This is a genomic window from Litchfieldella qijiaojingensis, from assembly GCF_014651875.1.
GTDB lineage: Bacteria > Pseudomonadota > Gammaproteobacteria > Pseudomonadales > Halomonadaceae > Litchfieldella > Litchfieldella qijiaojingensis.
Genome location: NZ_BMXS01000001.1, coordinates 492,351 through 504,767 on the forward strand (window position 1 = coordinate 492,351; position 12,417 = coordinate 504,767).

At 53.2% G+C, this 12,417-nt stretch carries 10 protein-coding genes; all 10 read right to left on the bottom strand.

Annotated features, from left to right (window positions below):
- Positions 1-10: 10 nt before the first annotated feature.
- Positions 11-283 (bottom strand): lasso peptide biosynthesis PqqD family chaperone, encoded by a 273-nt coding sequence (locus IE093_RS02355; protein ID WP_189465778.1) that lies wholly within the window; start codon positions 281-283, stop codon positions 11-13.
- Positions 284-345: 62 nt separating this feature from the next.
- Positions 346-831 (bottom strand): lasso peptide biosynthesis B2 protein, encoded by a 486-nt coding sequence (locus tag IE093_RS02360; RefSeq protein WP_189465780.1) that lies wholly within the window; start codon positions 829-831, stop codon positions 346-348.
- On the bottom strand, positions 809-1,858 hold the full coding sequence (locus IE093_RS02365) for a phosphoenolpyruvate carboxykinase (ATP) (RefSeq protein ID WP_189465782.1): 1,050 nt from the start codon (positions 1,856-1,858) through the stop codon (positions 809-811). Before IE093_RS02365 ends, IE093_RS02360 begins: the two co-directional genes overlap by 23 nt.
- 28 nt (positions 1,859-1,886) lie before the next feature.
- A complete protein-coding gene (locus tag IE093_RS02370) occupies positions 1,887-3,104 on the bottom strand; it encodes a PqqD family protein (RefSeq protein ID WP_189465784.1) in 1,218 nt (405 codons plus the stop codon).
- A 431-nt stretch (positions 3,105-3,535) separates the two neighbouring features.
- Positions 3,536-5,509, bottom strand: a complete 1,974-nt coding sequence (locus IE093_RS02375) for an asparagine synthetase B family protein (protein ID WP_189465786.1) — start codon at positions 5,507-5,509, stop codon at positions 3,536-3,538.
- Between the two features lie 37 nt (positions 5,510-5,546).
- A complete protein-coding gene (locus IE093_RS02380; protein ID WP_189465788.1) occupies positions 5,547-7,367 on the bottom strand; it encodes an ABC transporter ATP-binding protein in 1,821 nt (606 codons plus the stop codon).
- Between the two features lie 21 nt (positions 7,368-7,388).
- A complete protein-coding gene (locus IE093_RS02385) occupies positions 7,389-8,585 on the bottom strand; it encodes a nucleotidyltransferase family protein (RefSeq protein ID WP_189465790.1) in 1,197 nt (398 codons plus the stop codon).
- Between the two features lie 139 nt (positions 8,586-8,724).
- On the bottom strand, positions 8,725-9,513 hold the full coding sequence (locus tag IE093_RS02390) for a hypothetical protein (RefSeq protein WP_189465792.1): 789 nt from the start codon (positions 9,511-9,513) through the stop codon (positions 8,725-8,727).
- A 332-nt stretch (positions 9,514-9,845) separates the two neighbouring features.
- A complete protein-coding gene (locus IE093_RS02395) occupies positions 9,846-10,970 on the bottom strand; it encodes a glycosyltransferase family 4 protein (protein WP_308427184.1) in 1,125 nt (374 codons plus the stop codon).
- A 262-nt stretch (positions 10,971-11,232) separates the two neighbouring features.
- Complete coding sequence (locus IE093_RS02400; RefSeq protein ID WP_229803176.1) at positions 11,233-12,189, bottom strand: EpsG family protein; 957 nt, start codon at positions 12,187-12,189, stop codon at positions 11,233-11,235.
- Positions 12,190-12,417 lie beyond the last annotated feature (228 nt).

Sequence of the window (12,417 nt, forward strand, 5' to 3'; positions counted from 1 at the left end):
CTTGGTAGTATCAGTGGACGATAATGAGGTCCTCTCCTTCCAGTTGCTCCAGGAAGGAGAGGACATCACGTTCGCAGGTGGCCTGATCCACCTCGAACTCCTTCATCACCTGATTGCAGAGGCGAACCACACTAGTCGGCTGTTCAATCAGCGACCAAATTCGGCTGCCAACGGCCTCGGTGCCATAATATAAGCCTTTCTTTGCACTAAGGATGACAACCTCGTCTCCCACGGATGAGGACAAGGGATCTTTCTTTCTCACCACTACGCTGTGCGCATCCATAAGACATATTCACTCCAATGGGATTTGGTTGATACTGCTGCTCGGATGCAACTCATTTCGACTCAGTAATCTTCAGGGTAATGATACGTTCGAACGAAACTCGAGATGGGAATATAGCGGCCGCCATGCTGTCCCACCACCACTCGCGCGCCTACCCTGAGCCAAGCGTGCGCCTTCATGACCATTCGCTTATCCTCGCCACGCTCTGTGAGTGTGCCTAACACCAAGCTGCTGGAGATGCGGCGGCGACTGAACATCCATTGCGCCGCCATGGCCAGCATAAGACAAGTGAAACGCTCACCGACGTGGCGATTGATTGCCAGGACTGCCCAAGCAATGTCTTGCGAGCGCTCATCAACAGTGACAACGTCAGGGTCGACCTCCCCTGACGTGGACGTACCCAGCCAGCGCGACCACCAGCGAAACGGCACCGCCCTGACCAACAACCAGGCAAATGGTAATAGAAACGCGGCTTCCACAAGTATGATCTTTCGAATACGGGAGAGACAACAAATCTTGCTGAAGCTAGGCATAGTGTTGATATCCAACCCTACCGGACTCGTCCAGATCAGCGAATATGGCTGCATGAACCTGCGGCAATTGATCGTATCCTGAAGGATAGCGCAAGCGCTTCACTGACACGCCTTGCGCAATCTCTGCCAGGTGGTAAAACCGACTGGCGGATAGCCCCCCCCCGTTGACGCCGTTATCCCCTATCTCATCTCCAGCGAAGCCGCTCCAGCTCCCGTGGCCTCCGAGGGCCTCAGCGAGGAAAGCGTGTCGTATGAGTTGGATCAGCGCCTCGCCAGCGGAGACAGGGGTAATCTGTATTTCGGCTGAACGATCAGAGCGTTGCAACAAGTAGACACAGGTGAGCGGAAGTGAAACTGTGCTGACCGCCCCCACCTTTTCGGCAGGAACATTTAGTTTGCTGAAGGCCGGGTGCACCAACGGAAAACCATCGGAATGCCCCGCAAAGCGTATTGCTTGCTCGGGAGTGAGTTTTAGTTGTGGGAACCCGTGCCGGCAAACGACGACGTCATTTTGCACTTCGAGCGCCGCAATATCATCGGCGAGTAGCGGGCAGCCTGCTGCTACCATGGAAGCCACCAAGGTGCTCTTACCGCCAGTCCGATTGGCGACAAACAGTACCGCACGCTCGCCAACAGCTACCGCGCCGGCATGCATGGCCGCCACGCCTATTAGCTCCAGGTAGTAGGCAAGGACATGACCAAGCAAGCACACCTCCACCAGGTAATCGCATTCAGGGTCAAACAGTTCACAGGTGATCTCACCGGGGTTCAACACAAAGTCCGCCACTCGTGGAAAGCGCATGATGAAACAGGATTGTGTGGCGTATATCTGCACCGCGCTTTCGCCGTAAAGATTCTTGCTCGGGCTCAGATAGAGACACTCAGCAGCCGACAGGCGGCGGCTATGGAGAACGAGCAGACAGGTAAACAGCAGCTGTGTGTCATCCTCGGGCGGCGCGGCGGTCATGGGCGTGCGGAAACGGTAATCAGTTTCCAGGCACAGGCCGAAGACACGGTATCGGTGTGGTTTCACGCTCACCACGACTTCCTCCTCGGCGTCACTGAGTACCTTAACGTCGAGTCAAGATTCCGTTATCCACGAGATCCGAAACGAACGCGGCAAGATCTTTTCGAAGAGTTGCCGGATCGACCTCGTAAAACTCAAGCAGCGCCGACTCAGCAGACTCGAGCGTGCCTTGCTCAAGCACACAGCGCCACATCTCGGCTGCCGTCCCCTCGAGTCGAAAACAGGGTGAGCTCTGCAACGCGCTTTCCGGCATACGAGCCACCGCAATCGCCGAATCCATCTCTGTCCACAGCACGCGCTCGGCAACCATCAGCGGCCCTGGGCCATCGGTTTGCAGTATCACCGCATTGTGGCTACCAGCCTCACGCCGTTCACACTCAACGTTTGCCGTGACAGCACGGCGTTTGAGACATAAACCCGGCGGCCTGACGTTCCAGCCGGCCTCGAAGCGTTTGTTTTCATGATTCCAGTATCTGGTTTCCGGCTCGCACCAGGAGAATGTGAGTGGCTCCGTGATGCCATCCCAGTAGCCATGTCCGCCCCTGATCTCGCGGTGAGCGGTGAGCCATTGGGCATATGCCTCACCATATCGCGAGGGTGCTATATCCTGCAGATCCTTGGCGTTGATACATGCCTGGACTCTGGGCTCGGCACGTTCGATGGCTCGACACAATTCAGGTGCAGCAAACAGTGGACAAAAAATCACTTGAGCAGAGTCCACTTTCTTCAAGAACTGCTGAAAGCGGACACCCGACAACGCGCAATCGTCAACCACGACAAGTACTTCGTCGTTTACTGCCGAGGTAGCCTTTTCTGGAATGACGATCTGCTCAGGACTCAGATCGAGTAGATACGATAACATACCGAGCACGATCAAGCCGCCCCTAGGAATGGCGGTATACTGGAATCGTGACAACTCCTCAACACCAAAACGCCTGACAAGTTCTTTGGCAAGACGTTCAGCAGCGATTTCGGCGGTTGAGTAATCAATAAAGTGGTGCTTACTGGCCACCTCATTGATCTGTAATGCAAGCCCCCTCAATAGGGACCTTTGGGTGGGAGTAAAATTTCCGAAAGCGGCCAGCATTGATACAGGTTGAGCGCGCGCCACGAGGACGACTCCTTCCATCTCGTCCCATAAATGATTGGCACAGATTCCACCTCCCAGCGCTTGCAAAGCAGACGTCGTGTCAACTTGCTGGCTATATTCAAGTAGTCGCTCTACGTTGAGACGGCCATCTAGCAGCAAGACGACATCCAAAGTCATCTCCCGTGAAACTATAGGAAAAAGAATGATAAGAGGCTATTGGCGCTATGCTTCCTCACTCAATTTCCACCGGCATTACTGTGAGTAATACTGCCTGGATCATGGTCTGCCTTACCGGGCCACACGTCCCCCCCGGGATTCGTCAAACCCACTTGCGTAATGTCGGATACAGTACCCCAGAACTTTAGTTGCGGAGCGCTGTATTCTCTGCGTACCAAGCAGTCCACTTGAGCCTGTGAATTATTTTTCATGTAATCCCTCTCTCAACAATTGAAGTATTGTTGAAAACAACTACCTTACCTATATATTAGACATAAAAGACTTACCCATCAATAACAACGAAGTATGTTTTTTCTCCTATCAATTCATGAAATCCTCTCATCACAATTGATATGCCTCATTGACCTATCAATCTACCGCATCATCTACGACCAGTAACGTCGCAGCCAGATCTCGAGTGACAGAGTCGACCACAGGTCAAAAACTGGCGCATCGCCCCTCTTGAAACGTTCGAAACGCTCACGTAGCGCGACTTCATCGATGTAACCGAGCTCAGCACAGCAGCTGCCGGTCATGAGATCGATCACATTGTCGTACGCCTTCTCGCGCAGCGCATGGAGATAGAATGGCTCGGGCGATACCTTGCGGGAGGCCTTGATGGCATCCGGCGGCATGATCCCCTGCATGGCATGTCGCGGTAACCGTTTCACCTCAGTGGATCTGCTTATCCAGTGCTGTGGGCAGGCGAGCATGAACTCGGCAATGCGTCGGTCACTCCAAGGATCGGCAAACCCGATACCATAGCCCGCACATAGCCGTTCGGCATACATTACTCCACGCATCACCAACGGAGAGAAGACGTGAACATAGCGTTGCCGACCTGCTGAACCCGGCCAGGTCTCCGCTTCCAAGGACACCGGATCACATAGCGGAAGCCCAGCCCGCCGGAGGAAGCTCTCGCGCACATGCTCGACGGCGCGTTCCGCCGGCCCCACTCTTATCGCGCGATCCTCTCCATGGTGCTCTCTCGTCACTAGCGGCCTAAGTCGCTGTGAGGCACGCCGCCCCGAGATAATGAATTGCCGGGGTATGAGGTCAGAGGCCACGGGACGTAGCACATAGTGCGATATTGTCGAGACTTTGGAGAAGCTGAACTTGCGCGACAATCTCGCCAATTCCCCACGTGCGTCGCCGAACAATCCTGCTCGCAGCATGCCCGGAACGTCGCTCACATTTCCCCCGCCCATCATATCGCCGCGAAAACCATAGAACATGACCGCAGCACGATCAGCCAAGGCTGTCGACACTCCTCTGGCTATAAAGGCCTGAAACATCGAGGTAAAGGGGTCATCTTCGTGCGGGGTATATGCAGCATAATCAACGAGCGGATAGGTTTCCTCGGCGGGTATCTCGTGTGTGGGAATCTGGTACCTGTCGGTTATGCGGTAGATATTCGCTCGCTCATCACATTCCGGGAAATCGGTGAATGCCCAACTGTAAGCGCGTATCGCGGGCACGTCTTCTCCACGTTCGCCGAGCCAACCAGCGATCGAGGCGATGGTAGCCGAATCCATTCCCCCGCTGAGACTGACACCCACCGGAGAGCGGGCACGCAGCCTGCATCGCATCGCTTCCACCAGCAACTCGCGTAGATGATCGGCATACTCGCGCTCATCACGGTAACGGATGCGATTGTCGGGATCGGGTCGCCAGAAGATACGCTGGCGCACGCGCGTCTGCGAATCGATCACCACCTCCTCGCCCGGTTTGACCTCCTCGATCCCTTCATAGAACACACAACCTGCCGGCACCTGCATGCCGGCGAGATACCAGGCCACCGCTTGCTCGTTGAGCTTCCTCGGCACTCCCCCCACGGCAAGAATCTGCTTTATCTCGGTGGCGAATAGTATGCGCTTCGACTCGACCTTGTAGTACAGCGAGCGCATCCCCATTCCATCACGCGCCAACCGCAATTCACGGCGGCTTTCGTCCCAAAGTGCGTAGGCGAAATCCCCGATGAGGAACGCTGGACCGCGTTCGCCATCGTGCAGCAAGGCACCCAACATAAGCTCGGCATCGGATGGTGGCCCCTCCGCCGCCCCGACACCACTTGATATCTCGGCACTATGCACCAGGAAGACCTCGGCGCACTCATCACGGTTATCGAGCCGCGCGTCGGCGGCGAATACCAGACTGTGACCACGAGCAATAACCGGTCGGCAGGCCCCGCTTCCATCAGCAGTGGTATCCAGCGAAAGACAAGCGATCCCAACAGCGCCCTCGCAGTGATAGTGAACTCCACCAGGGCCGCGGTAAGCCGCCTGGTTAGCCATCCGTTCGAGAACCCCTCGATCGACCGGCTCGCCGTCAAGGTGAATGATTCCACACACGCCACTCATGATCGTGCAACCTCGATTCGGTGAACCGGACTCATTTCTAGCTCTCCACCTCCCGATAATGATGCGCTTGCTGGTTGAACAGCTCGCAGTACGTCCCCTGTCGCTTTATCAACTCATCGTGCGTACCCGCCTCACGGATCACACCTTGATCCAGCACATAGATGTAATCCGCCATGCGCACTGTGGAAAGCCGATGGCTGATGATTAGAGCAGCACGATGATCGATGCGTTCGCGGAAGTTCTCGAACAGCTCGAACTCCGCGCCTGGATCCAGGGCACTGGTCGGCTCGTCGAGAATGATGACACTGGAGCGATGCATAAAGGCCCTGGCCAAGGCGATCTTCTGCCATTGACCAATGCTGATCTCCTGGCCATCGTCGAACATGCGGGTCAAGGAGGTATCGTAACCATGCACAAGTCCCTGAATGAATGAATCTGCCCCCGCCTTGACCGCCGCCTCCTCGATCGACGGCGTATCGGCGGGCTGCCGAATGTCCCCGAAGCGTATATTGTCCCGCACCGTGGTCGCATAGTGCCCATAGTCCTGGAAGATCACACTGAACACCCGCCGGTATTCCTCCAGGTCATACTCGCGAATGTCCACGCCATCCAGGGTGATCTGGCCCGAGGTCGGATCATAGAGACGGCTGAGCAGCTTGATCAGCGACGTCTTGCCCGAACCATTGGCCCCGACAAGTGCAATGATCTGTCCAGGACGAATACTTAGATCGATATTGCATAGCACTGACTTGTTAGTACCGGGATAGTGAAATCCCACTTGTTCGAAACGAATACCTTCACGCGACTGCGCTGGTACCGGCAACGGATGCTCCGGCTCGGCTATTGCCGGCCGGATATCGAGAAACTCGAACAACAGCCCAATGTAGAGGTGATCCTCGTAAAGCTTGGTGACCTGCTGCACCAGTTCCTGGCCCATCGACTGGGCACGCTGGAAGATCAGCAGAAACAGCACCAAGTCGCCGACGCTGTTGCGCCCTTCCGCGGTTTGCCAGGCCAGATAAGCGAGGGCACTGAAGAAGGCAATAGTGGCAATGCTCGCCACACCTAGTTCGACTCGCGTGCGCCGTTGGGTGATGCGCATGCGTTCACGCCGAATCAGCGCGCGCAGATCGGCATAGCTTTCTCGCAGATAATCGCCCAACTGATTGAGGCGCAGCTCCTTGGCATGAATATCGGAGGTCATCAGCCAATCAAGATAGCTGGCCCGACGTTCCAGCTGGGTACGGTGGCGCTGCCAGTCAAAAAAGTGCCGAGTGAAATGCAGTCGCACCAGTAATGCCGGCACAATGGCAATCAACAACACCGGCAGCAATAGCCAATTGATGGTGATGATCAGCACGACAATAGCTGCCAACATCAGGCTATTCTTGACCAACATCATCAGATTGCCGACGACCTGCACCGGGCGCTGATTCCCTGCCTGCCGGGCCCGCTGCAGTGTATCGAAGTAGAGCGGACTTTCGTAGAAGGCCAGATCGGCGCGTACCGCGCGGGCATGAATCTCGCGGTCGATATGATCGGCCACCAACAACCCCTGAGCTTCTCGTGACAGGTTCGACAGGGCTCGGGAAGCCATAAAGGCCAACGTACACCCTCCCGTCAAGGCCACGTACCACAATACGGGTCCTAAGCCATCGGCAACTTCATCGCTGCCAAGCAGCTCCGTCACCACATCCACCAGCTGTTTGAGCAGATACAGCGCCGTCAGACCGAAGGCTACTTCCAAGGCCATCAACAAGGTACTTAGAACAGTCCATTTCCGGCTACTCTGCCATAGCAACGGTAGAATGCGGCGCAAGGTATGCAGCGGCGCAAGTATCTTGTCAGACTGAATCATGAGCACTCGCAAAAAGCAGAGTCATTTTGAGTAGCTATTTGAAGAGAGTCGCTTGAAAAGCTCTCGGAACGGGCGGATGAAAAAATACAGCCACTGCCACTGGAGTGGCAGTGGCCAGCTGTGGTAATCCTTGTAGTTTGGCTGCCACCGCTTGATCCAGCCCTGTACTCTCCAACGTAATAGATGGGCAGTGCTGGCTTGCCAGGCAAAAGCAAAATCGGGGGCGGCTCTCTTTTTCCGCAAAGCCAGTTCCGTGCCTAAGTCCAGATCACCCTGAAGGGCGTTCAAGCAAGTCCCGAGTATCTCCTTGCCATTTGCTGATAGCTGACAACTCAGAAAATCTGGCGTCGCCAATGCCATATAGAGTTCTTGTGACGCCTCAACGGTCGCTGTCAAATTGCGACGGGAAGCACAAGCATAAACAGCATTCCAATCAAAGCTTGGATGACGTTGAATCGCATCAAGATCGACCAGCCAGTGAAGACGAGTCCATTGGTGGCGAGTATGGTGCATACAGACGTAAACGAAGAGTTCCGCCGTGGGCATGACCGATACTTTATTATTATCACTAAGTATCAGCGTCTCAGCGTTGGCCAAAAGCTCAGATGGCTCGTAGATTGAGCCGGTCTTGTCGATGCGTTGATGAAACTCAATCAAAACCCCTTGGGGTGACCGCAAGGTAATCACCGGTTGTGCGCGAGCAACAAAGTCCAGGCTTACTCGATCCATAGTCAGCTCAACTGGATCATGTGGCGTATACCCTATTGCGTAAGCGACCTCAAGCAACTCGACGATATGATCATGCGATACCAGCACATCTATATCCCGACAGAAGCGCATGGCCGGGTCGTCATAATAGCGCGCCGCCAGGCTGTGCCCCTTAAAAAATAGATGTGGGACATCCAAGGGCTTCAGTAGATCATCAATCAGTTTCCGATGCGCGGCAGCCACATGGAGGTTATGTCGGACCACTGTCAAGCACATGCGTCTCATAGCCTCCAACTGTTCCGGCGGCAAGCGTTCAGGAGCAAGTTTGCATAAATGTCGATAGACCAATGGCAAAATAAAACGCTGATACGCCTGATGAGAAACCCGCGTCCAGTCGTCAATGCGAGCGCACAATGCCAAAGCAGCACACTCCTGCTCTTCTGACAACTCCAACCGAGACAGTAGCAATAGAAGTTGCAACACCGGATCCAGTGAGCATGAGGTTGGCATTGAGACTTCTTCCTTTAACTAAGATGATAAACCAAGTTAATTAGAGGAACGTATGCTGGGCCAAGAGGACAGTGAGATGATTGCCAATGTGATTAAAGCCAAAGACCAATGATATTAATCCGCTCAGACGAACAATTCGTCAACGGTTCCGCAGAGATCTCATGATTTTACCAATGCCAAATTTAGGTCCAGGATCAAAAAAATGAGAAAGCAGTGTTAACCGAGCGCTTGATGCCCCTAACGCTACAGGCTTATTTACATGAAATGTTGTTCGACCCAAAAACAGCAACGGACGATAATCAGAAAAAAACTCAACCTCAAATTTGTTATCCTTCTCCAGCCTCAACACACTACTTTTTCTCGCATATATTTTAAAAAAAACCTTACCAGCAATATTTTCAAATTCGCTCTCCGGATTCCTCCTTGCATTAGGCATGAACAACAATTCCCCAACTTCTTTTCCCAAAGAGTTTGCCGGAATTACCAACGGGATAATCAAAGTAAAAATATGAGAATCAAAATGCGCTCTGTATTGCTCAACTGCATTTCCAGGCTTAACTAATCGCGCCATATGGCATTGACTATCCAAATCGCCAGTATAGCCAAATTTATCTTTTGCAATATCAAACAAGATAGGAGCCAAAACAGCTTTAACTTCAAGAGCATCAAGTAGTTTTACGTGCGCAGGAGATGACTCGACAAAAGTTTTATCTTTAATCTCTCCAATGACATCTTTAGCATATCTTTCAATATCAACAAACGTTGACAACGGTGGAAACCTTATGAACCCCAACTCAACGAACCTATCCCGAAGATTATTGAATTCGCTCCAAGTTCTGGCAATCAGAACATCCGAACAAATATTAGAAAATTCAGTAACACTTTCTTCTATACGGCACTCAACTTTCTGGTGCTTTCTGGTGTTCACTGTCATTGCTCCATTGCGAACGCGGTTTGATCGCATCGCCACCAACAAGTAACAGCCGCCTCACAGACCCCACTACTCTCATGCTTCATACATTGCATCCACCCACCTGCTCTGAATCCAAGCAATAAATGGAACACCTGCGACTTTGAGTGTCCCTGAATACTCTCCCTAAGAACGCCTGTGTCGGTGTCAGATACCCCAGTCTTTTTCTGGGGCGACTATTGAGCTTGTTGATACTCCGGGAAAGATGGGTCGGTTCTTATCCTGGTCAATTACTCGCATTGATTTTGGTTAAGCCGTGGTTAGCCGTCAGCATATTTTGTAGTCTCTCACTACCCTCTTAAACATCTCATCGCCGCCTCGATCACGATGCGTTCATCGAACTCGTTCTCGATACGTCGTCGTGCCGCCCGGCCCGCTTCCTGCAGCGACTCAAAGGGCATCGCCAGGCACTCGTTCATCCGCTCAGCCAGCGACTTGGCACTCTTGACCTTGCATAGCCAGCCGGTCTCGCCGGCGATCACCGCGTGCCGGCAGCCCGGCACGTCCGATACGATGGCCGGGCGCCCCATTGAGGCTGCTTCCAGTACGGTGCGCGGCATGCCCTCTCGGTACGAAGGGAGCACCAGCACGTGCGACTGAGCCAGGAAAGGGCGCACATCAGCCTGTTCCCCGAGATAGTCAACCACACCCTCTGCCTGCCAGCGGTGCACCTCCTCCACGCCGATGGAAGTGAGGTTGCTCGCACCCTGCGGGCCAATCAACAGGAAGCGAGTCTTGGGATGATCGCTTTTCACTCGCTCAGCGGCATCGACGTACTCGCGCACCCCCTTGTCGCCAAGCAACCGAGCAATCATTATGAAGGTGAAGGGAATTGCTTCCGGCAGTGGCAAGAAAGCGAAGCGTACGGTATCCATGCCCGAGCCCGGCAGCACCGTAGTTGTGGTATCACGCACCAGACCATGTCCGACGAACAAGTCGTAGTCCTCACGGTTCTGGAAGAACACCCGCCGCGCACCGCTATTTGCCCAGCCATACACTCTGCGAACTCGACGAAACAACCAAGTATCGTGGATAAAGGCCGTCCCCAGTCCAGAAACATTATTGGCATAGGGAATCCGTAGCAGCTGGCAGACTAGCCCCGAGTAAATATTGGCCTTTACGGTAAAATTGAACACGAATAACGGTGTGAGCCGATGTAGCGTATTCATCAAGGCTAGAAAGCTTCTAGCTTCGCCAAGCAACTGGATACTCTTACCGTCCAACGGTAACGGCACATATTCGATGCCCAGTTCCTCCACCAGACGATTGGAATGAGCATCTTCTGGAGCCAGTGCCACAACACGATAACCCGCTGCGCAAAGCGCCAGAATCGTTCCACGCCGGAAATTATAAAGATACCAAGAGGTGTTGGAGACCAACACTATAACAGGCTGCGATATAACAGTAATCATCATCAGGGCTCTAAATTATATAAATAATCAAATACTCTAAAAACAATAAATAATCGACCCGTAGTGGAATTTCCAGAAACGAGGAGAATGTTTGTCTCCTTAATTTAACTAGCAAGCACAATAGCCGTGGTGTTTAACATCCATCAATGCATGGTTCCATAACACCTCAATCAGCACTCGGTGTCTCAGAGACTTTCTGAAACAGCTCAACATCATGTCTAAAATTAATTATTGTCTTGAGATGAGCTTTCTCCTGCGATTACCCTCACAGCAACCACACCAACCGATAAGGCAACCAGACATAAGCATGTGAAGCAAACATCAACCAGACAAATAGTACAAGAGCATAGTATGCCACGACTGCCGTAACAATATATGTCCTCACTAATGCATCATGACTGACTTTGTGTAACCTTGAAAAGACATACATCTGCAAAGGAATAAGGTAAAGAGCCACTCGGTCGGTAGCAGTCGATGACATGATCACCAGTGGAATGCAAACGATGGCCAATATTGATAGCCACCACCAAAGCTTGCACTCTTCTCCGCCTTGGCAAAGATACTTTCGTAGCACCAAAAATAATGTAGCAGGAACAGCGTTCATCAATACTCTGATTAATCCTCCTTGTGATTGGTAATCAGCTTCGACATAGTTTTCCCAGAGCCTGTCGGCAGAATCGAAAAGAAACAGGTACCCACCAATCAAGGTAGTGACACCGACCCAGAGAAATGTCCATAGCCAATTCTGACTGGCAGCGAGCGCTGCCACTGGCAATACCAGCACCGCAGACTTGTGAAAGGTGGCACCCAGTAGCACCCAGATGGCAAACCATCGGATCTCGCCTTTGCTCAGGGATACCAGGCCCAGCAGCACGAATCCCAAAGCCGTGGCCTGGCGGCTATAACCCATGGCAACCACCACAATCAGGTACGGCACCGCCACCAGCAGCGCCAGCCAGGGCAACGGTTGACGACGGGCAAAGACCACCACGCCACTCATCACGATCATGCCGCAGATCAGGTTAACCCAATATATGTTTCCACCCAACTGGAACACTAGCCAGTTGAGCAGGTAGTAGCCTGGGTCATCGCTAGCCAACACCTCGGGAAGCGACATTATCGCCGCGCGATCCAGGTAAGCCAGATAAGAGCTCCAATCCCCTCCCACCCGATACCGCATTCCGATGGCAAGGGCAAATATTCCCCCGACCAGCAACCACATGGGCGTCTGCGATGCCGGGTGCAGCCGCCGAGTTGCCAGCACACCAACAGTGGGAATCAAGAACAGAATCCAGTAAGGAAGCATAGAAATCGCAACTCAGATTATGCGACGTCAACTACTTTGACCGCTTGGCGACAATCAAAATGGCCGGTTGGGTGGGGTAATTTCGTCATTCTGACGACGCGGTTTGTTCTCCCCGTCGTTGACGCTGATAGGCGCGTTTCCGGT

Excerpts from the sequence above, each read along its gene's own strand:
- IE093_RS02380 (WP_189465788.1), bottom strand. The coding sequence starts at position 7,367 with ATGATTCAGTCTGACAAGATACTTGCGCCGCTGCATACCTTGCGCCGC.
- IE093_RS02400 (WP_229803176.1), bottom strand. The coding sequence starts at position 12,189 with ATGTGGTTGCTGGTCGGGGGAATATTTGCCCTTGCCATCGGAATGCGG.
- IE093_RS02395 (WP_308427184.1), bottom strand. The coding sequence starts at position 10,970 with ATGATGATTACTGTTATATCGCAGCCTGTTATAGTGTTGGTCTCCAAC.
- IE093_RS02355 (WP_189465778.1), bottom strand. The coding sequence starts at position 283 with ATGGATGCGCACAGCGTAGTGGTGAGAAAGAAAGATCCCTTGTCCTCA.
- IE093_RS02375 (WP_189465786.1), bottom strand. The coding sequence starts at position 5,509 with ATGAGTGGCGTGTGTGGAATCATTCACCTTGACGGCGAGCCGGTCGAT.
- IE093_RS02385 (WP_189465790.1), bottom strand. The coding sequence starts at position 8,585 with ATGCCAACCTCATGCTCACTGGATCCGGTGTTGCAACTTCTATTGCTA.